Here is a 23705-nt window from a genome sequence, read left to right as displayed (position 1 = left end):
CTCCTCAGGCCATCTGCGCAGCGGCGGCAACTTCAGCGGGTTGTGCATCCCGCACGGTGCGCCAGGTGTTGTAAGCCATCAGGAACATGCCGCTGAGGAAGATTGCACCGCCCACCAGTCGCACGATGAAGCCTGGGTGGCTGGCCACCAGGGTTTCGACGAAGGAGTAAGTCAGCGTGCCGTCTTCGTTGACTGCGCGCCACATCAGGCCCTGGGCGATACCGTTGACCCACATCGAGGCGATGTAGAGCACGGTGCCGATGGTGGCGAGCCAGAAGTGCGCGTTGATCAGGCCCAGGCTGTACATCTGCTGGCGACCAAAGACTTTCGGGATCATGTGGTAGAGCGCGCCGATCGAGATCATTGCAACCCAGCCCAGGGCACCTGCGTGCACGTGGCCGATGGTCCAGTCGGTGTAGTGGGAGAGGGCGTTCACAGTCTTGATCGCCATCATCGGACCTTCGAAGGTCGACATGCCGTAGAACGCCAGGGACACCACCAAAAAGCGCAGGATCGGGTCGCTGCGCAACTTATGCCAGGCGCCCGAGAGCGTCATCATGCCGTTGATCATGCCGCCCCAGCTTGGCGCCAGCAGGATCAGCGACATCACCATGCCCAGGGACTGCGCCCAGTCTGGCAGCGCGGTGTAGTGCAGGTGGTGCGGACCGGCCCAGATGTAGAGGGTGATCAGGGCCCAGAAGTGCACGATCGACAGGCGATAGGAGTACACCGGACGCTCGGCCTGTTTCGGCACGAAGTAGTACATCATCCCGAGGAAGCCGGCCGTCAGGAAGAAACCTACGGCGTTGTGGCCGTACCACCACTGGACCATGGCATCCGTCGCGCCGGAGTACAGCGAGTAGGACTTGGTCAGGCTGACCGGCACTTCCAGGTTGTTGACGATATGCAGGATCGCCACGGTGATGATGAACGCACCGAAGAACCAGTTACCGACATAGATGTGCTTGGTGTTGCGCTTGACCAGGGTGCCGAAGAACACGATGGCGTAGGCGACCCAGACGATGGTGATCAGGATATCGATCGGCCATTCCAGCTCGGCGTATTCCTTGGAGCTGGTGTAGCCCAGCGGCAGGCTGATGGCCGCCAGGACGATCACCAGTTGCCAGCCCCAGAAGCAGAACGCGGCGATTTTCGGCGCGAACAGTTGGGTCTGACAGGTGCGTTGCACCGAGTAGAAGGAGCTGGCGAACAGTGCGCAGCCACCGAAGGCGAAGATCACCGCGTTAGTGTGCAACGGGCGCAGACGACCGAAGCTGGTCCACGGCAGGTTGAAGTTAAGTTCGGGCCAGACCAACTGGGCAGCGAGAAAAACCCCGAGCCCCATGCCGACGATGCCCCACACCACCGTCATAATGGCGAATTGGCGGACCACCTTGTAGTTGTAGGCGGTACTGATAGAAGTGTTCATGGTTCCCCATCCACGGTTCAGCTGAAGTGAAAGCGACTGCGCACGGCAAGGCGCGCTCACTTCTTCTGGAGTTATAGGCAGACTAAAAGCGAGGCAAGCATGGGCAAAGAGCACAAGGCCAGTATTGACGGGGATCAATGGGCGCAGTGCGTCAAGGAACTCGGCGGGTTGTGGGATGCTGCGCGGGCGCCGGGCAGTGGCGAGCCGCTGACACTGATCCTGGCTCACGGAGCCGGTGCGCCGATGGACAGCGGGTTCATGAACGATATGGCTGCACGCCTTGCCAGCCATGGGGTCGGCGTCTTGCGTTTCGAGTTTCCCTACATGGCCCAGCGGCGCCTGGACGGTGGCCGGCGCCCCCCCAATCCGGCCCCGAAACTGCTGGAATGCTGGCGCGAGGTGTATGCCCGGGTGCGACCCCATGTCGCTGGGCGCCTGGCCATTGGCGGCAAGTCCATGGGTGGGCGCATGGCCAGCTTGCTGGCCGATGAATTGAGCGCCGATGCCCTGGTGTGCCTGGGTTACCCGTTCTATGCCGCGGGCAAACCGGAGAAGCCTCGCGTAGCCCATCTGGCCGAGATTGCCACGCCGACCCTGATCATCCAGGGCGAACGTGATGCCCTGGGCAATCGGGCGACGGTCGAGACCTATGCATTGGCGCCGAGCATCCAGCTGCACTGGTTGGCGGCCGGTGATCACGATTTGAAGCCGCTCAAGGCCTCTGGCTTCATCCATGAGCAACATCTGGAGGCTGCCGCGAGTCAGGTCGCGTCTTTCCTATGCGCGCTTTGAGGAGGGTCGTGGGCGCCTTGCAGTGGCCTGGACGACGCCCATAAAAAAACCGGAAGCCTGGGCTTCCGGTTTTTTTTACCGCTCAAGGCATCAGCGGTTGAAGCGTTCCACCAACGAGTACTGAGTGTTGGCGGTGCGGGTCAGCTCTTCGCTGAGTTGCGCCGAGTGCTGGGCCTGTTCCGACGTTTGATCGGCCAGTTGCGCAATGGTGCTGATATTGCGGCTGATCTCTTCGGCCACGGCGCTTTGCTCTTCGGTGGCCGCGGCGATCTGGGTGGTCATGTCGGTGATATTGGCCACCGCCTCGCTGATGCCGATCAGTGCCTGGTCGGCTTCCAGAACCCGTGCCACCCCTTCTTCGGCCTGGCGATGCCCGGCGTCCATGGTTTGCACGGCGGTGCTGGCGGTTTGCTGCAGCTTGGCGATCAGGGTGTGGATCTGCCCGGTGGACTCGCTGGTGCGCTGGGCCAGTTGCCGCACTTCATCGGCCACCACGGCAAAGCCGCGACCCATTTCCCCGGCGCGCGCCGCTTCGATGGCGGCGTTCAGCGCCAGCAGGTTGGTCTGGTCGGCGATGCCCTTGATCACATCGACCACGCCGCCGATTTCATCGCTGTCCTTGGCCAGTTGGGTCACGGTCAGGCCGGTTTCACCCACGACCACCGACAGGCGCTGAATCGCCTCGCGGGTTTCGCCGGCGATGTCGCGACCGCGACCGGTCAGGCGGTTGGCTTCCTGGGTCGCGTCGGCGGTGCGTTGCACGTGGCTCGCCACTTCCTGGGTGGTGGCCGCCATCTGGTTTACCGCAGTGGCCACTTGTTCGGTCTCGACCCGCTGGCGTTCCAGGCCGGTGGAGCTCTGGTGGGCCAGGGTGTCGGACTGACGGGCTTGCTCGTTGAGGTGCTCGGCGGTGTCCTGCAAGCGTGTCAGGCAGGTCTTCAGGCGAGCTTCCTGGCTGAGGATGGACATCTCCAGACGCGCCTGTGCGCCACGGCTGTCGGTGTACATCTGCGCAATCAACGGGTCGGATGTGGTCTGTTCGGCCAGGCGCAGCAGGCGCTTGAGGCCGCGTTGCTGCCAGCTCAGGCCGAGCAGGCCCAGGGGCACCGACAGCGCGGCGGCCAATGCGAAGCCCCAGTGGGAGTTGAGCCAGGCGCCGATCATGAAGCTCAGCTGGCTGACCAGGATAAACGGCAGCCAGTCCTGTAGCACCGGCAGCCATTTGTCGCGTTTCGGAATAGCCGACTTGCCCTGGTTGATGCGCTGGTAAAGCGCTTCGGCGCGGCGGATCTGTTCGGCAGTGGGCTTGACCCGCACCGACTCGTAACCGACCACCTGATTGCCTTCGAACACCGGCGTGACATAAGCGTTGACCCAGTAGTGGTCACCACTTTTGCAGCGGTTTTTGACAATGCCCATCCATGGCAAGCCTTGTTTCAGAGTGCCCCACATATGCGCGAACACCGCAGCTGGAACGTCTGGGTGACGGACCAGGTTGTGCGGTGCGCGAACCAGCTCTTCACGCGAAAACCCGCTGATCTCGACGAACGCGTCGTTGCAGTAGGTGATCACGCCTTTGGCATCGGTCGTGGAGATCAACCGTTGCTGAGCCGGGAAGGTACGTTCGCGCTGGGTGACGGGCTGGTTATTACGCATGGTTTTTCAATCCGCAAGGCTTTGATGTGTTGTCGGCCGGGTCGGCCAATTATTGAGATTATTTTTCAATAATCTGCACCAGGTCTCATTGGCGGGAGGTGTCGCTTGCAAATAAGCGTGAGGGGCAGTTGTCGCCGTAGGGCGAGGGCAACAATCAATAGGCTTGGGCGCGGGCAGTCAATAGTACTGAAGTACTGTTTATAAGTACTTCAGTGCCAATTGCCGGCGGATTCAGCCCGCGAGCATGGGGTAGGTGAATAGCGCGAAATGCAGCAGATTCAGGCCGAAGTGGGTGGCCAGCGCCGCCCCCAGGCCGCCAAACCGATAGGCCAGGCCATAGCCGACGCCGGCGATGCTGGCCAGGAGCATCCATTGCCAGCCGGCACCCAGGTGCACCAGGCCGAACAGCAGGGCGGCGCACAGCAGTGACAGGTTCTGACCGTAGGGCAGGTGGTGCAGGCGCCGGCTCAACCCGCCCTGGATATAGCCGCGAAACAGCGCTTCCTCGACCAGGGTGACCAGCAGCAGGTTATTGAGCAGCCACAGCCAGGCCGAGTCCGGCCATTTTGGCGCCCAACTGATGATGCCAAGCCACACCGCGCCACCCAATGCCGCGAGCGCACTCAGCGCCAGCGCCATGGCGCCTGCGTACAGCCCGAGGCGCAACGAGCGGCGGCCGACGATCCAGGGGCAGGCCAGCAACAGCCAGAAGCCGATCATCGGCTTGTCCAGGTTCAGGTACATGGAAAACGGCACGGCGTCGTCAGTGAAGCGCTCGGGACCGATGGCCCGGCCGTTATGGAAGCCGGGCAGCCAATGCATGGCCAGCGCCAGGGCCAGCACCACAAACAGGCCGTGGCCGAGGTAGCGACCGACGGGGCTTCGGCGCTGGCGCACCGCCAGGCCTGCGCACAGCAGCAGGGCCACCGGCACGGCGGCGAGCAGACCCAACTGGCCATAGGTCAGGGCCAAGGCGTAGCCCATGGAAAGAACAGCCAGGTACAGCCATGGCAAGGCGCTCATGGGGAATCCTTGTTGCAAAAATGGGCAGATGGCGTGCCGGTGCAGCCATCGTGCGCGGCGGGGGATTATAGCGAGGCAGGCCAGGCGGGACAGGGCGACGAAAAACACCGCCCGAAGGCGGCGTTTTGTCAGCGTGGTTCAGGACCCGATCGCGTCTTACGAAGCGATCAGTTGGCGCAGCACGTAGTGCAGAATCCCCCCCGCCTTGAAGTACTCGACTTCATTCAAGGTATCGATCCGGCACAGCACCTCGACTTTCTCCTGGCGCCCATCCTCGCGAGTGATGACCAGGGTCAGGTTCATCCGTGGGGTCAGTTCGACGTTGGAAAGGCCGAGGATGTCCAGGGTCTCCTTGCCGGTCAGGTTCAGGCTCTTGCGGTTCTGATCGAGTTTGAACTGCAACGGCAGCACGCCCATGCCCACCAGGTTGGAACGGTGGATGCGCTCGAAGCTTTCGGCGATCACCGCCTTGACCCCCAGCAGGTTGGTGCCCTTGGCCGCCCAGTCACGGCTGGAGCCAGTGCCATATTCCTGGCCGGCAATCACCACCAGCGGCGTGCCACTGGCCTGGTAACGCATGGCGGCATCGTAGATCGCCAGTTTCTCGCCGGTGGGAATGTAGATCGTGTTGCCGCCTTCCTCGCCGCCGAGCATTTCGTTGCGGATACGGATGTTGGCGAAGGTGCCGCGCATCATCACTTCGTGGTTGCCACGGCGCGAGCCGTAGGAGTTGAAGTCACGCGGTTCCACCCCTTGCTCGCGCAGGTATTGGCCCGCCGGGCTGTCGGCCTTGATGTTGCCGGCCGGGGAGATGTGGTCGGTGGTGACCGAGTCGCCAAGCAGCGCCAGGACCCGGGCAGCGCTGACATCCTTGATCACCGGCAGCGGGCCGGAGATATCGTCGAAGAACGGCGGATGCTGGATGTAGGTGGAGTCCTTCTGCCAGACATAGGTCGCGGCCTGAGGCACTTCAATGGCTTGCCATTGCTCGTCGCCGGCGAACACTTCGGCGTATTCCTTGTGAAACATCTGGGTGCTGACCTGGGCCACCGCGTCGGCGATTTCCCGGCTGCTGGGCCAGATATCCCGCAGGTACACCGGCTTGCCGTCCTTGCCTTCACCCAGAGGTTCGCTGCTGATATCGGTGCGCACAGTGCCGGCCAGGGCATAGGCCACCACCAGGGGCGGCGAGGCCAGCCAGTTGGTTTTCACCAGCGGGTGGACCCGGCCTTCGAAGTTGCGGTTGCCGGAGAGCACCGAGGCCACGGTCAGGTCGGCCTTCTGGATGGCTTTCTCGATCGGCTCGGGCAGCGGCCCGGAGTTGCCGATGCAAGTGGTGCAGCCATACCCCACCAGGTCGAAACCCAATTGGTCGAGGTATTGAGTCAGGCCGGCGGCCTTGTAGTAGTCGGTGACCACCTTCGAGCCCGGTGCCAGGGACGTCTTGACCCAGGGTTTGCGCTTCAGGCCTTTTTCCACCGCTTTTTTCGCCACCAGGCCGGCCGCCATCATCACGCTGGGGTTGGAGGTGTTGGTGCAGGAGGTAATGGCCGCGATCACCACCGCGCCGTTTTTCAGGCGGTAGGTCTGGCCTTCGTAGTCGTAGTCGGCTTCGCCCACCAGGTCGGCATTGCCCACGGCCACGCCACCGCCACCTTCGCTTTCCAAGCGGCCTTCTTCCTTGGTGGTGGGTTTGAATTGCAGGTCCAGGAAGTCACTGAAAGCCTGGCCGACGTTGGGCAGGGAAACTCGGTCCTGGGGCCGTTTCGGTCCGGCCAGGCTGGCTTCCACGGTGCCCATGTCCAGGCCCAGGCTGTCAGTGAAGACTGGCTCCTGGCCGGGCAGGCGCCACAAGCCCTGGGCCTTGCTGTAGGCCTCCACCAGTTTCACCAATGGCGCCGGACGCCCGGACAGGCGCAGGTATTCCAGGGTCACTTCATCCACTGGGAAGAAGCCGCAGGTCGCGCCGTACTCCGGGGCCATGTTGGCGATGGTCGCGCGATCGGCCAGCGGCAGGTCGGCCAGGCCATCGCCGTAGAACTCGACGAATTTCCCCACCACGCCTTTTTTGCGCAGCATCTGGGTCACGGTCAGCACCAGGTCGGTGGCGGTGATGCCTTCCCTGAGCTTGCCGGTGAGCTTGAAGCCGATGACTTCCGGAATCAGCATCGACACCGGCTGCCCCAGCATCGCGGCTTCGGCTTCGATCCCGCCCACACCCCAGCCCAGTACGCCGAGGCCGTTGATCATGGTGGTGTGGGAGTCGGTGCCCACCAGGGTGTCGGGGAACGCATAGGTGCGGCCGTCTTCGTCCTTGGTCCAGACCGTGCGTCCGAGGTATTCCAGGTTGACCTGGTGGCAGATACCGGTGCCCGGCGGCACCACGCTGAAGTTGTCGAAGGCACTCTGGCCCCAGCGCAGGAAGGCGTAGCGTTCGCCGTTGCGCTGCATTTCGATGTCGACGTTTTGTTCAAAGGCGCTGGTGGTGCCGAACTTGTCGACCATCACCGAGTGGTCGATCACCAGGTCCACCGGCGACAGCGGGTTGATGCGTTGCGGGTCGCCGCCGGCCTTGGCCATGGCCGCGCGCATGGCGGCCAGGTCGACGACGGCGGGCACGCCGGTGAAGTCCTGCATCAGCACCCGCGCCGGGCGGTATTGGATTTCACGATCGGAGCGACGCTCCTTGAGCCAGGCGGCAATCGCCTTGAGGTCGGCGCCGGTGACGGTCTTGTCGTCTTCCCAGCGCAGCAGGTTCTCCAGCAGGACCTTCAGCGACATCGGCAGTTTGTCGAGGTCGCCCAGGCTCTTGGCGGCCTGTGGCAGGCTGAAATAGTGGTAGGTCTTGTCGTCGACTTTTAACGTTTCAAGGGTTCTCAGGCTATCGAGGGACGGCATTGAATGACTCCTTATGGTCCGCACGGCTACGGACCTGACGGGACGGACAGAGCTCTTAACCTAGCCCTGTTTTAAGTAGCTGGCTAATAACTGGACTCTATGGACAAGTCCAAGGTTCCGAACTCGGCTATCATGCGCCCGTTTTCGTGACAGGCTTTGCTACAGGGCAAGTCCGCGATTCATTGACGTTGCCCAGGAGATTCGATGAACACCCTCTTTATGCATTGCCGCCCAGGTTTTGAAGGCGAAGTCTGCTCCGAGATCGCCGACCATGCCGCGCGCCTCAACGTGGCCGGCTATGCCAAGGCCAAGACCGCTGCCGCCTGCGCCGAGTTTGTCTGCACCGAAGACTACGGTGCCGAGCGCTTGATGAAGGGGCTGCGCTTCGCCGAGCTGATCTTCCCTCGGCAATGGGCGCGGGGCATGTTTATCGATCTGCCGGAAAGCGACCGGATCAGCGTGATCCTGGCTCATTTGGCGAGCTTCCCGACCTGCGGCAGTTTGTGGCTGGAAGTGGTGGACACCAATGACGGTAAGGAACTGTCGAACTTCTGCAAGAAATTCGAAGGCCCGCTGCGCAAGGCCCTGACGGCCGCTGGCAAGTTGGTGGATGACCCAGGCCGGCCGCGTTTGCTGCTGACCTTCAAGAGCGGGCGTGAGGTGTTTGTCGGCCTGGCCGATGCCGGTAATTCGGCAATGTGGCCGATGGGCATTCCGCGGTTGAAATTCCCGCGCGAAGCGCCCAGCCGTTCGACCCTGAAGCTGGAAGAGGCCTGGCATCACTTCATCCCCCGTGACCAATGGGACGAGCGCCTGCACAGCGACATGACCGGTGTCGATCTGGGGGCCGCCCCCGGCGGCTGGACCTGGCAACTGGTCAACCGCGGCATGCTGGTGACGGCCATCGACAACGGGCCGATGGCCGAGAGCCTGATGGACACCGGCCTGGTCCAGCACCTGATGGCCGACGGCTTTACCTTCAAGCCCAAGCAGCCTGTGGACTGGATGGTGTGCGACATCGTCGAGAAGCCGGCGCGCAACGCTGCCCTGCTGGAAACCTGGGTCGGCGAGGGACATTGCCGCGAGGCGGTGGTCAACCTGAAGCTGCCGATGAAGCAGCGTTATGCGGAAGTGAAGCGCCTGCTTGAGCGCATCGAAGAGGGCTTCAAGGCCCGCGGGATTCGTGTGGCGGTGGGGTGCAAGCAGCTGTACCACGACCGTGAGGAAGTGACCTGCCACCTGCGCCGGCTGGATGTCAGCAAGCCCAAGGCCCGTTGAGAATCGGCGTGGCCTGGTGGTCGCGCCCGCAACAATTCATCTGAAAAAACATGGCTACGGATGACCTGGTTTCGGTGTTGCGCGACAATGCCGGCCAGTTTCAGGAGTGAGTAATGAACCCAACCATCGATACCCCCGTTGACGGGACCCTCGACGCCACGGGCCTCAATTGCCCGGAGCCGGTGATGATGCTGCACCAGCACATCCGCGACCTGGCGCCTGGCGGCCTGCTCAAGGTCATCGCCACCGACCCGTCCACCCGCCGCGACATTCCCAAGTTCTGTGTGTTTCTCGACCACGAACTGGTGGCGCAGCAGGAAGAGGCCGGAACCTATCTGTACTGGATCCGCAAGAAGCTCGCTTAACCCAGCGAGCGGCTGATGCGGATCCGCTTGCGCGCACTGCGGGTCAGGCGGATCGACAGCATCAGCGCCGCGCAGCTCAGGCCCACGATCAACCCTTCCCAGAGCCCGCTCGGGCCGCGGGCGGGGCCGAACCAGTCGGTCAGCCCCAGCGCATACCCCACCGGCAAACCAATGCCCCAGTAGGCGAACAGGGTCAGGACCATGGTCACCCGGGTGTCCTGATAGCCGCGCAGGGCGCCGGCGGCGGTGACCTGGATCGCGTCGGAAAACTGGAACAGTGCCGAATACACAATCAGCATCGACGCCACATGGATCACCATGGGGTCGGTGGTGTAGATGCTCGCAATCGGTCCGCGCAGCAATAGCATCATGCTGGCCGAGAGGCAGGCATAAGCCAGCGCCGTGCCCATGCCGACCCCGGCGGCAAACCGCGCCTCACGTGGTTCGCTGCGGCCCAGGGCCTGGCCGACCCGCACGGTCACGGCCATGCCCAGGGAGTAGGGGATCATGAACACCAGGGAGCTGACGTTGAGGGCGATCTGGTGCCCGGCGACCACGGTGGCGCCAAGGCTGCCGATCAGCAGGGCAATCACCGCGAAGATGCTTGACTCGGCAAATACCGCGATGCCGATGGGCAGGCCGATGCTCAACAAGCGCTTGATCACCGCCCATTGCGGCCAGTCGAAGCGACCGAACAGGTCAATGTTGCGATAGGCGGGGGCCCAGCGGGTCCAACTGGCCATGCCGAACATCATGGCCCACATCACGATGGCCGTGGCCCAGCCGCAGCCGACGCCGCCCATGGCCGGCACGCCGAAGTGGCCATAGATGAAGACGTAGTTGATCGGGATATTCAGCGCCAGCCCGCACAGGCCCATGACCATGCTCGGCCGGGTGCGGCCCAGGCCGTCGCTGAAGCAGCGCATGACGTGATACAGCGCCACTGCCGGCAGGCCGCTGGCGATGCCGCGCAGGTAGCCCATGCACGGCTCGATCAGTTCGGGGTCGACCTTCATCAGGTGCAACACCGGCTCGGCGTTGAACAGAATCAGGGTCGCCATCAGCCCCACCACCAGCGCCAGCCACAAGGCCTGGCGCACCAGCGGGCCGATTTCGCCAGGTAGCCCGGCGCCGTGGCGTTGCGCAACCTTGGGCGTGGTTGCCAGCAGGGTGCCGGTCATCAATAGAAAGACCGGGATCCAGATCGAGTTGCCCAGGGCCACTGCCGCCAGGTCCCGAGGCCCGACCCGGCCGGCCATCACCGCATCGACAAAGCCCATGGCGGTGGTCGCCAGCTGCGCGATCATGATCGGCAGCGCCAGCCCAAGCAGGTTGCGCAGCTCGAGATAGACCCGGGCGGGGCGCTTGAGGGAAGTGGCGGCGGGGGTGTCGGAGACAGAATTCACAGGCGAAGCGTCCATAGGTGGGGTGGCGCAGGACGCGACATTCTACGCGTTGACGCTGCGGTCAGGAAAACATCCTGTGTTGCGGATTTGTAAGCGCTGCAGCCCGCCTGAAATCGGGCTGCGGCGGTATTGGCACTGGCCCCTGACCCTCCACTACGCCTACACTGCGGCTCCGCGAAAGGAGCCTGCCATGCTGATTGTTGCCGACGAAAATATCCCGCTGATCGAAGAGTTCTTTGCCGGTTTCGGTGAAATTCGCCGATTCCCAGGACGCTCCATCGACCGTGCGACCGTTGCCGAAGCGGATGTGCTGCTGGTGCGTTCGGTGACCAACGTCGATCAAGCCCTGCTTGAAGGCAGCAAGGTGCGTTTCGTCGGCACCTGCACCATTGGCACCGATCACCTGGACCTCGAGTACTTCGCCCAGGCCGGTATTCACTGGTCCAGCGCGCCGGGTTGCAACGCCCGTGGCGTGGTGGATTACGTGCTCGGCAGCCTGTTGACCCTGGCGGAAATCGAAGGCGTCGCGCTGCCCGGGCGCACCTATGGCGTGGTGGGTGCGGGCGAGGTGGGCGGGCGGCTGATCCAGGTACTGCGTGGCCTGGGCTGGAATGTGCTGGTGTGCGACCCCGTGCGCCAGGCCGCCGAAGGTGGCGACTACGTGAGCCTGGAACAATTGATCGAGCAGTGCGACGTTATCAGCCTGCACACGCCCTTGACCCGCAGCGGCGAACTCTCGACCTGGCACCTGCTGGATAAGGCGCGCCTGCAACAACTCAGGCCGGGTACCTGGCTGATCAACGCTGCCCGTGGCCCGGTGGTCGATAACCACGCCCTGCGCGAAGTGCTGCTTGAGCGCGAAGACTTGCAGGCAGTGCTGGACGTGTGGGAGGAGGAGCCCAGGGTGGATCAGGCCCTGGCCGATCTGTGTGTCCTGGCTACGCCGCATATTGCCGGTTACAGCCTGGATGGCAAGCAGCGCGGCACCGCGCAGATTTACCAGGCCTACTGCCGGTTTTCAGGCCAGGCGGAGCAGGTCAGCCTGGATACGCTGCTGCCCCAGCCGTGGGTTTCGCACCTCTGGCTCAACGCCAATGCCGACCCTGCCTGGGCGCTGGCGACTGTCTGCCGCGCGGTGTACGACCCGCGCCGGGACGACGCCGACTTCCGGCGCAGCCTGGGCGGCACCCCGGCCGAGCAGCGCAGTGCCTTCGACGGTCTGCGCAAACACTACCCTGAACGCCGTGAGATCGACGGCCTGAGCGTGCACATTCAGGGCGATTCGCCAGCGCTGCAGCAGATCGTCACTGCCTTGGGTGCGACCCTGGCCTGAATAGCCTGCGGCGGGTCGCGAGGCCCGCGCAGTGGGGAAGGCAGGCATAAAAAACCCGGCTTCGAGGCCGGGTCAAGAGAGTGCGAGGCGAGGGCTCAATCTTGCTGGGCAGGCTTGACCAGTCGCTTTTCCAGTTCGCGGCATGCGCTCTGGATCATGTCTTCAGTAATCGGTACTTCGCGACCCTGAGCGTCGATGATGGCACACCCTAGAGACTGGTTTGGCTGGGTACGAATCACTTGAATCTTGTCATCGCTGCTGTGTTGCAAGGACATGGCCTGTCTCCTCATCAGGTTGTGTGCTTAGTTTATAACCGCCAGGTGACCGGGCTGTGACAGCGGACTACAGGGCCCCGGCAGTGCTCTCACTCCACCAGAAATCCCCCACGAGTGCCAGCCGGACATTAGATCAATAGCCTCTAGGCTCTAGTGTCAGCGGTCATATTTAACCTGACTCATTGTGATTCGCGTAAGTTCCGGCCAATGGGTCGGTGTAGGCTTGGCAGTGCCTCGCTCCTGGTGACCTATCGGATGATCGTCATGCTTTCTTCGCACCAACGCCGGGCTATTCGCCTGGCCAGTCAGTTTATTGCGCCTTACCGCTGGCAGGCCCTCGGGGCACTGCTGGCGCTGATCGTCACTGCCGGCATCACTTTGTCCATGGGGCAGGGCATTCGGCTGCTGGTGGATCAGGGGTTCATGACCCGTTCGCCACACTTGCTCAATCAATCCATCGGCCTGTTTCTGTTGCTGGTGCTGGGGCTGGCCGTGGGCACTTTCGCCCGTTTCTACCTGGTGTCGTGGATCGGCGAGCGGTGTGTGGCAGATATTCGCCGGCAGGTGTTCAACCACCTGATCTACCTGCATCCCGGGTTTTACGAGAGTAATCGCAGCTCTGAAATCCAATCGCGGCTGACCGCCGACACCACCTTGCTGCAGTCGGTAATCGGTTCGTCGCTCTCGTTGTTCCTGCGTAACGCGCTGATGGTGATCGGCGGCATCGTGCTGCTGTTTATCACCAACCCCAAGCTCACCAGCATCGTGGTGGTGGCCTTGCCGCTGGTGCTGGCGCCGATCCTGATTTTCGGCCGGCGGGTGCGCAATCTGTCGCGCTTGAGCCAGGACCGTATCGCCGATGTCGGCAGCTATGTGTCCGAGACCCTTGGCCAGATCAAGACCGTGCAGGCCTATAACCACCAGCGCCAGGACGAGCAGCGATTTGCGCTGACCGTGGAAGAGGCGTTCAACACCGCGCGCAAGCGTATCGTCCAGCGTTCCTGGCTGATCACCCTGGTGATCGTGCTGGTGTTGGGCGCGGTCGGGGTGATGTTGTGGGTCGGTGGCATGGACGTGATCGCCGGGCGGATTTCCGGTGGCGAGCTGGCGGCGTTCGTGTTCTACAGCCTGATTGTGGGCAGTGCGTTCGGCACGTTGAGCGAGGTGATTGGCGAGTTGCAGCGAGCGGCGGGGGCTGCCGAGCGAATTGCCGAGCTCCTGCGCTCGGAAAGCATTATCCAGCCGCCGACCACTGATGGGGTGGCCCTGCCGCCGCGAGTGCGGGGTGAGCTGGCCCTGGAAAATGTGCGCTTCTCCTATCCTTCACGGCCTGAAAGCAATGCGGTGGATGGCTTGAGCCTGGAGATCCATGCCGGCGAAACCCTGGCCCTGGTCGGCCCGTCAGGCGCCGGCAAGTCGACCATCTACGATTTGCTGCTGCGCTTCTACGACCCGCAGCAGGGGCGAATCCTGCTCGATGGCGTACCGCTGACCCAGCTCGATCCACAGGATCTGCGGCGCTGCTTTGCCCTGGTGTCACAAAGCCCGGCGCTGTTTTTCGGCAGCGTCGAGGAGAACATCCGCTACGGCAACCCCGGGGCGACCCTGGAGCAGGTGCGTGAGGCGGCGAAGATTGCCTACGCCGATGAATTCATCGAGAAGATGCCCAACGGTTACCAGACCCATCTGGGGGATGGTGGGCTGGGGCTTTCCGGTGGCCAGCGCCAGCGCCTGGCCATCGCCCGGGCGCTGCTGGTGGACGCGCCGATCCTGCTGCTGGATGAAGCCACCAGCGCCCTCGACGCCCAGAGCGAGCACCTGATTCAACAAGCCCTGCCCAGCCTGATGCAGAACCGCACCACCCTGGTCATCGCCCACCGTCTGGCCACGGTCAAAAACGCCGACCGAATCGCGGTGATGGACCAGGGCAAGCTGGTTGCGGTGGGCACTCATCAGCAACTGATCGCCAGTAACCCTCTCTATGCACGTCTGGCGGCGTTGCAGTTCAGCGAGAAGGAGTAGGGGCAGCTCTAGGCCGCAAGCTACAAGTTTGTAGCGGTTTTTGAATCGCATACAAAAATGCCCGCATTTCTCAATGCGGGCATTTTGCTTTCAGGCTTGAGCTTGCGGCTTGTAGCTTACCGCTCGCCGCTGCGTCTCTTATTGATCGTCGAAATATCGCTCATGCCAATCCACCAGCGGCTGTGGCGAGTTGAGTTTCTGGCCGTAGATCACCGAGTACGACAGCACGTTCTGCACGTATTGCCGGGTTTCGTCGAAGGGGATGCTTTCAACCCAGACGTCGAAGCTCAGGTGGTCGGCGCCCTTGAGCCACTGGCGCACGCGGCCGGGGCCGGCGTTGTAGGCGGCGGAAGCGAGCACGCGGTTGCCGTTGAACTGGCTGTGGACCTGGCTCAGGTAGGCGGCGCCGAGCTGGATGTTCTTGTCCGGGTCCAGCACTTGCTGGGGTGATGCCAGGGGGATGCTGAACTTGCGTGCGGTTTCCTTGGCGGTGCCGGGCATCAGTTGCATCAGGCCGCTGGCGCCGACGCCGGAGCGGGCGTCGTCCATGAAGGCGCTTTCCTGGCGGGTGATGGCGAACACCCAGCTCGAATGCAGGCCGCGGACCTTGGCTTCGCGCACCAGGGTGTCGCGGTGGGCCATCGGGAAGCGAATATCCAGGTCATCCCAGTACTGCGCCTGGCTGATGGTGCGGATGGCCGGGAAGTACCATTTCAGGTCATAGGCGAGCTTGGCCTGGGCCACCATTTCGTCACGGTTGAAGTGACGGCTGACGTGGTACCACTCGCGCCGGCCATCGACGATCTGGCCGCGGGCGTGGAACTCCAGGGCGCGGCGCACGCCGGGGGTGTTGCGTACCTTGTTGATCAGCGCCTGGCTCATGACCAGCGGTTTGTTGACCAGGGAGTAGGGCGATTGCGAACGGTCGGCAGCCAGGAAACCATAGAAGTCGCGCTCGCGGGCCAGGTTCTTGTAGAGGGTCTGCGCCTGCGGATTCTGCGGCTGTGCCAGTTCCAGGCTGCGGGCCTGCCAGTAGCGCCAGCGGTTGGTGGTGGCCAGGTCCTGAGGCAGGCGTCGGGTCAGTTGATAGGCGTCGTCCCAGCGCGCCAGGCGCAGCAGCAGGCGCAGGCGCCATTCAGACACGGTGTTGTCCCGCAGCTCCGGGTCGTACTTGGTCATGACGTCCAAGGCGCGGCCGTCGAAGCGGCGCGCCAGGGTCAGGCCGATTTCACGGGCGATGGCGACTTTTTCATCGCGGGAGAAATGCATGCTGCTGGCATAGCCGTCGAGCAGGGCCATGGCCTTGTCCGGATCCTGGCGGGCCAGGCGCCGCAGGCCGAGGCTGACGATGTCGGACATCGGCTCATCGGCAGGGGTGAAGCGTGTGGGCTGGTTGAGCAGCTCCGGCTTTTGCGCCACTTCCACCAGCAAGCGCCCGCGGGGGGCGAGGGTGGTCAGGCCGTTCACCAGGCTGTTGGCCAGCGGGTAGTTGCGGGCCTGGGCCGCGAGTTTGGTGCGCTCCCAGCGTTTCTGTTCGGTCAACTGGCCTTCGGCGGCCCACACGCCGAACAGGCCATCACAGGCGGCCGGCTGGCTCTTGCCGCTCAGCCAGAGTTTTTCGGCGTTGGCGTAGCCTTCGGCCTTGAGGTTGTGGCCGATCTGATACTGCGCGTTCAGGCAGTCCAGTTCGGTGAAGTTGAGTTTGGGGTCGTAGTACTTGACGAACGTCGCCCAGTCACCGCGATCGGCCAGCCAGCGCAACCAGCGCAACTTCATCCAGTTGGCCTGGGGCAGGTCGCCATGTTCGGCGAGGAATTTCTCGATCTCGGCGTTGCTCGCGGTTTTCAGGCGCGCGGTCAGCTCGTCGTAGGCAAGATAGGGTTCCAGCGGGTAATCGCTGAGGGCCTGGCTGTAGCGCATGTAGGGCCCGGAATCGCCTTTGGCCAAGGCGCGCTTGGCTTCATCGTAATACTGGCGTTGGGTGGAGAGGTCCACGGCCTGGGCGGATTGAGCAGCGGTGGCAGAAAGAAGCAAGCACGATAAAAGACTGAAAAGGCGACTGCGCATGAGACATCCGTGCAGAGAAATCATGACAAGTGCAAGCCACGCTCGCACTGAATTGTCCGTAGCTTAGCCTTTTGCCGCCAGCAGACGAAAGCTTTGCAGGCTGTGCGGCATCAGTTCGCAACATTTGTTATGCAGAGTGCTTCGACATTGAAAATGCCGGCCTTCTGCGGTCTCAAGTCAGGTAGAATGCGCGCCCGGTTTTTGGAGAAGCTCATGACCCTGCTCAAATTCAGCGATGTGTCCCTTGCTTTCGGCGCTATGCCGTTGTTGGACAAGGTGTCCTGGCAGATCGCCCGTGGTGAGCGGGTGTGCATCATCGGCCGAAACGGCACAGGCAAGTCCAGCATGATGAAGCTGGTCAAGGGCGATCAGAAGCCCGATGACGGCTCCGTCTGGCGCGCGCCTGGCCTCAAGATCGGCGAATTGCCGCAAGAACTGCCGGTGGCCGACGAGCGGACAGTGTTCGACGTGGTCGCCGAAGGCCTGGATGGCGTGGGCGCGTTGCTCGCCCAATACCATCACCTGGCGCAGAACTGCGTCACCGAAGAAGACCTGGACAAGCTGATGCATGTCCAGCAAGACCTCGAAGCCCGTGATGGCTGGCGCTTGCAGCAATTGGTCGACAGCACCCTGAGCCGCCTGCAACTGCCGGCCGACAAGACCCTCGCCGAATTGTCCGGCGGCTGGCGTCGTCGCGTGCTGCTGGCTCAGGCGCTGGTGTCCGAGCCGGACCTGCTGCTGCTCGACGAACCAACCAACCACCTGGACATCGGTGCGATTGCCTGGCTGGAAGAAGCCCTCAAGGATTTCCAGGGCGCCGTGCTGTTCATCACGCACGACCGTTCCTTCCTGCAGAACCTGGCGACCCGAATTCTCGAACTGGACCGTGGCGGCCTGATCGACTGGAACGGCGACTACGCCAGCTTCCTGGTGCACAAGGAGGCCTCGCTGGCCGCCGAGGAAACCGCCAACGCCCTGTTCGACAAGAAACTGGCCCAGGAAGAAGTCTGGATCCGCCAGGGCATCAAGGCTCGTCGCACCCGTAACGAAGGCCGTGTACGCGCCCTGAAAGCCTTGCGCGTCGAGCGCAGCGAGCGTCGCGAGCGTACCGGCAAAGCCAACATCCAGCTGGATACCGCCGACAAGTCCGGCAAGCAGGTCATGGTTCTGGAAAACGTGAGCTTCGCCCACCCGGGTGGCCCGTTCCTGATCAAGGACTTCTCCATGGTCCTGCAGCGCGGCGACCGTATCGGTCTGCTGGGCGCCAACGGCACTGGCAAGACCACGCTGCTGAAACTGATGCTCAACGGCCTGCAACCGACCAGCGGCACTGTGGAAGAGGGGACGCGCATCGACGTGGCCTACTTCGACCAGTTGCGCCACCAGCTGGACCTGGAAAAGACCGTGATCGACAACGTCGCCGAAGGTCGCGACTTTATCGATATCGATGGTCAGAGCCGTCATGTGCTGAGCTACCTCGGCGACTTCCTGTTCAGCCCGCAGCGTGCCCGCACGCCGGTCAAGGCGCTGTCGGGTGGTGAGCGTGCACGTCTGTTGCTGGCCAAACTGTTCAGCAAACCAGCCAACCTGCTGGTCCTCGACGAACCCACCAACGACCTCGACGTGGAAACCCTCGAACTGCTGGAGGAGGTGTTGCTGACCTTCAACGGCACCGTGCTGATGGTCAGTCACGATCGGGCATTCCTCGACAACGTGGTCACCAGCACCCTGGTCTTTGAAGGCGAAGGCAAGGTTCGTGAATACGTCGGCGGGTATCAGGACTGGCTGCGTCAGGGCGGTTCGCCGCGCCTGCTGGGCGTGACCGAGAACAAGTCGGGCAAGGCCGAGCTGAACTCCGCGGTGGTGGCTCCGGTGGTGGAAGCGGCACCGGTTCAGGAGGCTTCGACGGCGAAGAAAAAGCTCAGCTACAAATTGCAGCGCGAGCTTGAAGCTCTGCCAGGTGAGATTGAAGCCATGGAGCAGCAGATTGCTGCGGTCGAGGCCGAGATGGCTGATGCCGGTTTCTATCAGCGTCCATCCACTGAAACCGCGGCGGTGATTGCCGGTTTGGAAAAGCTCAACGCTGACCTTGAAGTGTTGGTCGAGCGCTGGGCCGAGCTGGATGCCTGAGTGAATCAGCACTGACAAAAAGCCCGACGATGATGTCGGGCTTTTTGTAGGGGCTGGCGCGTAAGACTTAACGCTTGACCAGGTGCACCGCCAGTACGTCGCAAGGCGCGCCATGCAGCACGTCATTGGCGGTGGAGCCCAGCAGCAGGGCCAGGCCGTGCCGGCCGTGGCTGCCGACCACGATCAGGTCGCAAGCCTGCTCCTTGGCCAGGTGATGGATCTCTTGGCGTGGCTGGCCGTAGGTCAGGTGGCTGTATTCCTTGGACAGCTCGGGGTACTTGATGATCAGCCGGTCCAGGCGCTCTTTGGCCTGGTCAAATTGTTGTTGCTGCAGTTGTGACAGGTCCATCGGCACATCGCCGCCGAACGCCATGGCCATGGGTTCGACAATATGCACCAGGGACAGCTTGGCGCCGTTGCTCACCGAAAGTTCGCGAGCGCGATGGATAACAGGATCGCACTCTTCGGTTAGATCTACAGCGACCAGAATATGGTGGTAGGACATGAGGTGCACCTCCTGAGGATTGCAATAGCTTCAAGTATGGCTGGTTTCAAGCGGGTTGGTCCAAAGGTGGCGCAACCCGCTCATCAAGAATCGGGAGTACAGATATGACGGTATGGATAGTGGTGTCAATCCTTGCGGTGGTCTTGAGCCCCCTGGCATGGTTGCGCCCCTCGCACCGCCAGAGCGGCCAGATAGCCATGCGCATGGAGGCGCGGCGTATCGGCCTGGCCATGCAGTTGGCGCCCCAGGAGTGGCCGCACTGGCTGGGACAGGAGCCGCCGAACCCGTGTCCGCAGTATCACCGGCCAAGGCGCAGCACCCAGCCGCTGTGCTTCAGCTATTGGCAGACCGCACCCGGGGTGTGGGTCAATCAGTGGCGTGAAGCATGCGTGGATGAGGCGTTGTTAGGGCATTTGGAAAAGTTGCCCGCCACCGTGTTCAAGATCGAGGCCGACAAGCAGATGATCGCCCTGTACTGGAACGAGCGCGGCGAGTTGAGCGTGCTGCAGGACATCGCCTCGGTGCTCAAGGCCCTGGCCTGAACCGGGCAGGCCTGGTGCCGCAATGGCGCAGGCCAAATCGCAGGCAATAAAAAGCCCGATATCATCATCGGGCCGGGGTTGGCCAGGCAGGCCGGTAATTCAGTCTTGAAACAGCGCACCACTAGCTGGTGCGGGTCTTCGCGTGCGCTCGATCTTACGCCCTGTCTCGGATAAACGTGCAACGGTATCTATTCTGCGGTGGTTGCCAGCGTAGACGGTGTATCGGTGCCTGGCATAACAGTTAGGGCGAATTTTCTAACTATTGATTCTATGAATGGCAGAGGATACGCCGGCCTGTTGCTGCGAGCCCATGATATTGAAGTGACCGCAAGGTCGCATTTCAAACCGCATTTTGGGCGATTGACAATTGGTGGTTTTTCCCTGAATGTGGCGTACCCAAATCAAACGGGCGTATGAATTGAGCGTTTGTATTAGCAGGCGACTCTCGCAGAATCCCGACTATCGCGTCGGCGGGTGTGCCTGGCGGATTGGCATCAGCACCGACATTCAGGTCAGTGCCAAGCCAGAAGTCAGCGTCCGACGTGTACTGTTCAGCTTCCATATCGTGGAGATCAGTTGATGATTTACGAAGGTAAAGCCATCACGGTTAAGGCTCTTGAAAGTGGCATCGTCGAATTGAATTTCGACCTCAAGGGTGAGTCCGTCAACAAGTTCAACCGTCTAACCCTGAACGAACTGCGTCAGGCGGTAGACACCATCAAGGCAGATGCTTCGATCAAAGGTGTGATCGTCAGCAGTGGCAAGGACGTGTTTATCGTCGGCGCCGACATCACCGAATTTGTCGACAACTTCAAGCTGCCGGATGCAGAGCTTGTTGCAGGCAACCTCGAAGCCAACAAGATTTTCAGCGATTTCGAAGACCTCAACGTTCCGACCGTTGCCGCGATCAATGGCATCGCGCTGGGCGGCGGTCTGGAAATGTGCCTGGCGGCGGACTACCGCGTCATGGCCACCAGCGCCAAGATCGGCCTGCCGGAAGTCAAACTGGGCATCTACCCGGGCTTCGGCGGTACCGTGCGTCTGCCGCGCATCATCGGTGCCGACAACGCCATCGAGTGGATTGCCGCCGGCAAGGAAAACCGTGCTGAAGACGCGCTGAAAGTCGGCGCCGTCGATGCCGTCGTCGCCTTGGACAAACTCAAGGATGCCGCGCTGGAGCTGATCAAGCGTGCCATCTCCGGTGAGTTCGACTACAAGGCCAAGCGTCAGCCGAAGCTGGAAAAGCTCAAGCTCAACGCGATCGAACAAATGATGGCTTTCGAAACCGCCAAAGGTTTCGTAGCCGGCCAGGCTGGCCCGAACTATCCGGCGCCGGTTGAAGCGATCAAGACCATCCAGAAGGCCGCGAACTTCGGTCGCGACAAAGCCCTGGAAGTCGAGGCCGCAGGCTTCGTCAAACTGGCCAAGACCTCTGCCGCGCAGAGCCTGATCGGTCTGTTCCTGAACGATCAGGAACTGAAGAAAAAGGCCAAGGCCTACGACGAAATCGCCAAGGACGTGAAGCAGGCTGCCGTACTCGGCGCCGGCATCATGGGTGGCGGTATCGCTTATCAGTCGGCATCCAAGGGTACGCCGATCCTGATGAAGGACATCAACGAGCACGGTATCGAGCAGGGCCTGGCAGAAGCCGCCAAGCTGCTGGTAGGCCGCGTTGATAAAGGCCGCATGACCGCCGCGAAGATGGCTGAAGTGCTCAACGGCATTCGTCCGACCCTGTCCTACGGTGACTTCGGCCACGTCGACCTGGTGGTCGAAGCGGTTGTCGAGAACCCGAAGGTCAAGCAGGCGGTATTGGCTGAAGTCGAAGACAAGGTCAAAGAGGACACCATCCTCGCGTCCAACACCTCGACCATTTCCATCACCTTGCTGGCCAAGGCCCTCAAGCGTCCGGAAAACTTCGTCGGCATGCACTTCTTCAACCCGGTGCACATGATGCCCCTGGTGGAAGTGATCCGTGGCGAGAAGTCCAGCGAGCTGGCAGTTGCCACCACCGTTGCCTACGCCAAGAAAATGGGCAAGAACCCGATCGTGGTCAACGACTGCCCGGGCTTTTTGGTCAACCGCGTCCTGTTCCCGTACTTCGGCGGTTTCGCCAAGCTGGTCAGCGCTGGTGTGGACTTCGTCCGTATCGACAAGATCATGGAAAAATTCGGCTGGCCAATGGGCCCGGCGTACCTGATGGACGTGGTCGGCATCGACACCGGCCACCACGGTCGTGACGTGATGGCTGAAGGCTTCCCGGACCGCATGAAAGACGACCGCCGCTCGGCAGTCGACGTGCTCTACGAAGCCAAGCGCCTGGGCCAGAAGAACGGCAAGGGCTTCTACGCCTACGAGACCGACAAGAAGGGCAAGCAGAAGAAAGTCGCCGCCCCGTCGGTGCTGGAAGTGCTCAAGCCGATTGTCTACGAGCAGCGTGAAGTCACTGACGAAGACATCATCAACTGGATGATGATCCCGCTGTGCCTGGAGACCGTGCGTTGCCTGGAAGACGGCATCGTCGAAACCGCCGCCGAAGCTGACATGGGCCTGGTCTACGGTATTGGTTTCCCTCCATTCCGTGGCGGTGCGCTGCGCTACATCGACTCTATCGGTGTTGCAGAGTTTGTTGCCCTGGCCGACCAGTACGCTGATTTGGGCGCGCTGTACCACCCGACCGCAAAACTGCGTGAAATGGCCAAGACTGGCCAGCGGTTCTTCGGTTAAGCGTCCAAACACTAGAGCGAGAGTGAAATTTTATGAGCTTGAATCCTAGAGACGTCGTGATTGTCGACTTCGGTCGTACTCCGATGGGCCGCTCCAAGGGCGGCATGCACCGCAACACCCGCGCCGAAGACATGTCGGCGCACCTGATCAGCAAACTGCTGGAACGCAACGTCAAGGTCGATCCGAACGAAGTCGAGGATGTGATCTGGGGCTGCGTCAACCAGACCCTGGAGCAGGGCTGGAACATCGCGCGCATGGCGTCGCTAATGACCCAGATCCCGCATACGGCTGCCGGCCAGACCGTCAGCCGCCTGTGCGGCTCGTCGATGAGCGCGCTGCACACTGCTGCGCAAGCGATCATGACCGGTAATGGTGACGTGTTCGTGGTAGGCGGCGTCGAGCATATGGGCCACGTGAGCATGATGCACGGTGTCGATCCGAACCCGCACATGTCGCTGTACGCGGCAAAAGCCTCGGGCATGATGGGTCTGACCGCTGAAATGCTCGGCAAGATGCACGGCATTACCCGCGAGCAGCAAGATGCCTTCGGCGTGCGCTCCCACCAACTCGCCCACAAGGCGACGGTGGAAGGCAAGTTCAAGGACGAAATCATCCCGATGCAGGGCTACGACGAGAATGGCTTCCTGAAGCTGTTCGACTATGACGAAACCATTCGTCCGGAAACCACCCTGGAAAGCCTGGCGGCACTCAAGCCAGCGTTCAATCCCAAGGGCGGCACCGTGACGGCCGGTACTTCGTCGCAGATCACCGATGGTGCCTCGTGCATGATCGTGATGTCGGCGCAGCGTGCCCAGGACCTGGGCATCCAGCCTCTGGCGGTGATTCGCTCGATGGCCGTGGCGGGTGTGGACCCGGCGATCATGGGCTATGGTCCAGTACCGGCGACCCAGAAAGCACTCAAGCGTGCGGGCCTGGGCATCAACGATATCGACTTCTTCGAGCTCAACGAAGCTTTCGCCGCACAGGCCCTGCCAGTGCTGAAAGATCTGAAAGTACTCGACAAGATGAACGAGAAGGTTAACCTGCACGGCGGCGCGATCGCCCTGGGTCACCCGTTCGGTTGTTCCGGTGCCCGTATCTCCGGCACATTGCTGAATGTGATGAAGCAGAATGGCGGCACCTTTGGGGTGGCCACCATGTGCATTGGTCTCGGCCAAGGCATCTCCACCGTCTTCGAACGCGTTTAAGCGTCTCGTTGATGGAAGCCGGGGCCAAGTGCCCCGGTTTTTGTTTTTC

At 62.1% G+C, this 23705-nt stretch carries 17 protein-coding genes; 9 read left to right on the top strand and 8 right to left on the bottom strand.

Features of this window, described 5'->3' with window-relative positions:
* Window positions 1-4: 4 nt before the first annotated feature.
* Window positions 5-1429, bottom strand: a complete 1425-nt coding sequence (gene ccoN / locus AC19YX_RS07150) for a cytochrome-c oxidase, cbb3-type subunit I (protein WP_078471190.1) — start codon at window positions 1427-1429, stop codon at window positions 5-7.
* Between the two features lie 99 nt (window positions 1430-1528).
* On the opposite strand from ccoN, the gene AC19YX_RS07145 reads away from it, so the two are divergent.
* Entirely contained in the window at window positions 1529-2221 is a 693-nt protein-coding gene (locus AC19YX_RS07145; RefSeq protein ID WP_500605983.1) for an alpha/beta family hydrolase, read from the top strand.
* A gap of 90 nt (window positions 2222-2311) precedes the next feature.
* Here the strand turns inward: AC19YX_RS07145 and AC19YX_RS07140 are convergent, their stop codons facing one another.
* The 3 genes from AC19YX_RS07140 to acnA all read right to left on the bottom strand — a co-directional run bounded on the left by AC19YX_RS07140 (window position 2312) and on the right by acnA (window position 7798).
* Complete coding sequence (locus tag AC19YX_RS07140) at window positions 2312-3877, bottom strand: methyl-accepting chemotaxis protein (RefSeq protein ID WP_078471192.1); 1566 nt, start codon at window positions 3875-3877, stop codon at window positions 2312-2314.
* A 231-nt stretch (window positions 3878-4108) separates the two neighbouring features.
* Window positions 4109-4900, bottom strand: coding sequence for a CPBP family intramembrane glutamic endopeptidase (locus AC19YX_RS07135; RefSeq protein WP_500605982.1), 792 nt, complete (start codon window positions 4898-4900; stop codon window positions 4109-4111).
* Window positions 4901-5056: 156 nt separating this feature from the next.
* Window positions 5057-7798, bottom strand: a complete 2742-nt coding sequence (gene acnA / locus AC19YX_RS07130) for an aconitate hydratase AcnA (RefSeq protein WP_078471194.1) — start codon at window positions 7796-7798, stop codon at window positions 5057-5059.
* Between the two features lie 204 nt (window positions 7799-8002).
* Between acnA and rlmM the strand changes: the two genes are divergently transcribed.
* Together rlmM and tusA are read left to right on the top strand one after the other, a co-directional pair.
* Window positions 8003-9076, top strand: coding sequence for a 23S rRNA (cytidine(2498)-2'-O)-methyltransferase RlmM (gene rlmM / locus AC19YX_RS07125; RefSeq protein WP_500605981.1), 1074 nt, complete (start codon window positions 8003-8005; stop codon window positions 9074-9076).
* A 113-nt stretch (window positions 9077-9189) separates the two neighbouring features.
* On the top strand, window positions 9190-9441 hold the full coding sequence (gene tusA, locus AC19YX_RS07120; RefSeq protein WP_078471196.1) for a sulfurtransferase TusA: 252 nt from the start codon (window positions 9190-9192) through the stop codon (window positions 9439-9441).
* Here tusA and AC19YX_RS07115 read toward each other — a convergent pair.
* Window positions 9438-10847 carry an MATE family efflux transporter gene (locus AC19YX_RS07115; RefSeq protein ID WP_078471197.1) on the bottom strand — a complete coding sequence of 470 codons (1410 nt, stop codon included), beginning with the start codon at window positions 10845-10847 and terminating at the stop codon, window positions 9438-9440. The two genes, tusA and AC19YX_RS07115, sit on opposite strands and share 4 nt — an antisense overlap.
* A 190-nt stretch (window positions 10848-11037) precedes the next feature.
* Between AC19YX_RS07115 and pdxB the strand changes: the two genes are divergently transcribed.
* A complete protein-coding gene (gene pdxB / locus AC19YX_RS07110) occupies window positions 11038-12180 on the top strand; it encodes a 4-phosphoerythronate dehydrogenase PdxB (RefSeq protein ID WP_500605980.1) in 1143 nt (380 codons plus the stop codon).
* Between the two features lie 95 nt (window positions 12181-12275).
* On the opposite strand, the gene AC19YX_RS07105 is transcribed toward pdxB, so the two are convergent.
* On the bottom strand, window positions 12276-12455 hold the full coding sequence (locus AC19YX_RS07105; RefSeq protein ID WP_078471199.1) for a PA1571 family protein: 180 nt from the start codon (window positions 12453-12455) through the stop codon (window positions 12276-12278).
* A gap of 255 nt (window positions 12456-12710) precedes the next feature.
* On the opposite strand from AC19YX_RS07105, the gene AC19YX_RS07100 reads away from it, so the two are divergent.
* On the top strand, window positions 12711-14477 hold the full coding sequence (locus AC19YX_RS07100; protein ID WP_161955747.1) for an ABC transporter transmembrane domain-containing protein: 1767 nt from the start codon (window positions 12711-12713) through the stop codon (window positions 14475-14477).
* Between the two features lie 138 nt (window positions 14478-14615).
* Here AC19YX_RS07100 and AC19YX_RS07095 read toward each other — a convergent pair whose 3' ends face one another.
* Window positions 14616-16544, bottom strand: a complete 1929-nt coding sequence (locus tag AC19YX_RS07095) for a transglycosylase SLT domain-containing protein (protein ID WP_078471200.1) — start codon at window positions 16542-16544, stop codon at window positions 14616-14618.
* A gap of 213 nt (window positions 16545-16757) precedes the next feature.
* Between AC19YX_RS07095 and AC19YX_RS07090 the strand changes: the two genes are divergently transcribed.
* Window positions 16758-18674, top strand: coding sequence for an ATP-binding cassette domain-containing protein (locus tag AC19YX_RS07090; protein ID WP_500605979.1), 1917 nt, complete (start codon window positions 16758-16760; stop codon window positions 18672-18674).
* 67 nt (window positions 18675-18741) lie between these two features.
* Here AC19YX_RS07090 and AC19YX_RS07085 read toward each other — a convergent pair whose 3' ends face one another.
* The gene (locus AC19YX_RS07085; RefSeq protein ID WP_078471202.1) at window positions 18742-19179 is read right to left on the bottom strand and encodes a universal stress protein; all 438 of its coding nucleotides are present in this window, start codon (window positions 19177-19179) and stop codon (window positions 18742-18744) included.
* Window positions 19180-19283: 104 nt separating this feature from the next.
* On the opposite strand from AC19YX_RS07085, the gene AC19YX_RS07080 reads away from it, so the two are divergent.
* The 3 genes from AC19YX_RS07080 (at window position 19284) to fadA (ending at window position 23656) form a co-directional block, all read left to right on the top strand.
* A complete protein-coding gene (locus AC19YX_RS07080) occupies window positions 19284-19721 on the top strand; it encodes a hypothetical protein (protein WP_201130228.1) in 438 nt (145 codons plus the stop codon).
* Between the two features lie 579 nt (window positions 19722-20300).
* A complete protein-coding gene (gene fadB / locus AC19YX_RS07075; protein WP_500605978.1) occupies window positions 20301-22448 on the top strand; it encodes a fatty acid oxidation complex subunit alpha FadB in 2148 nt (715 codons plus the stop codon).
* Window positions 22449-22480: 32 nt separating this feature from the next.
* Window positions 22481-23656, top strand: a complete 1176-nt coding sequence (fadA, locus tag AC19YX_RS07070; RefSeq protein ID WP_008028488.1) for an acetyl-CoA C-acyltransferase FadA — start codon at window positions 22481-22483, stop codon at window positions 23654-23656.
* The last annotated feature ends 49 nt before the right edge of the window (window positions 23657-23705 follow it).

This window comes from Pseudomonas sp. MF09150 (assembly GCF_059862355.1).
The sequence above is the reverse complement of the archived record's forward strand: the minus strand, read 5'-3'. Positions and strand labels throughout refer to the sequence as shown.

Excerpts from the sequence above, each read along its gene's own strand:
- AC19YX_RS07080 (WP_201130228.1), top strand. The coding sequence starts at position 19,284 with ATGACGGTATGGATAGTGGTGTCAATCCTTGCGGTGGTCTTGAGCCCC.
- ccoN (WP_078471190.1), bottom strand. The coding sequence starts at position 1,429 with ATGAACACTTCTATCAGTACCGCCTACAACTACAAGGTGGTCCGCCAA.
- AC19YX_RS07135 (WP_500605982.1), bottom strand. The coding sequence starts at position 4,900 with ATGAGCGCCTTGCCATGGCTGTACCTGGCTGTTCTTTCCATGGGCTAC.
- AC19YX_RS07100 (WP_161955747.1), top strand. The coding sequence starts at position 12,711 with ATGATCGTCATGCTTTCTTCGCACCAACGCCGGGCTATTCGCCTGGCC.
- AC19YX_RS07095 (WP_078471200.1), bottom strand. The coding sequence starts at position 16,544 with ATGCGCAGTCGCCTTTTCAGTCTTTTATCGTGCTTGCTTCTTTCTGCC.
- AC19YX_RS07140 (WP_078471192.1), bottom strand. The coding sequence starts at position 3,877 with ATGCGTAATAACCAGCCCGTCACCCAGCGCGAACGTACCTTCCCGGCT.
- fadA (WP_008028488.1), top strand. The coding sequence starts at position 22,481 with ATGAGCTTGAATCCTAGAGACGTCGTGATTGTCGACTTCGGTCGTACT.
- rlmM (WP_500605981.1), top strand. The coding sequence starts at position 8,003 with ATGAACACCCTCTTTATGCATTGCCGCCCAGGTTTTGAAGGCGAAGTC.
- AC19YX_RS07105 (WP_078471199.1), bottom strand. The coding sequence starts at position 12,455 with ATGTCCTTGCAACACAGCAGCGATGACAAGATTCAAGTGATTCGTACC.
- pdxB (WP_500605980.1), top strand. The coding sequence starts at position 11,038 with ATGCTGATTGTTGCCGACGAAAATATCCCGCTGATCGAAGAGTTCTTT.
- AC19YX_RS07085 (WP_078471202.1), bottom strand. The coding sequence starts at position 19,179 with ATGTCCTACCACCATATTCTGGTCGCTGTAGATCTAACCGAAGAGTGC.
- AC19YX_RS07145 (WP_500605983.1), top strand. The coding sequence starts at position 1,529 with ATGGGCAAAGAGCACAAGGCCAGTATTGACGGGGATCAATGGGCGCAG.
- AC19YX_RS07090 (WP_500605979.1), top strand. The coding sequence starts at position 16,758 with ATGACCCTGCTCAAATTCAGCGATGTGTCCCTTGCTTTCGGCGCTATG.
- fadB (WP_500605978.1), top strand. The coding sequence starts at position 20,301 with ATGATTTACGAAGGTAAAGCCATCACGGTTAAGGCTCTTGAAAGTGGC.
- acnA (WP_078471194.1), bottom strand. The coding sequence starts at position 7,798 with ATGCCGTCCCTCGATAGCCTGAGAACCCTTGAAACGTTAAAAGTCGAC.
- tusA (WP_078471196.1), top strand. The coding sequence starts at position 9,190 with ATGAACCCAACCATCGATACCCCCGTTGACGGGACCCTCGACGCCACG.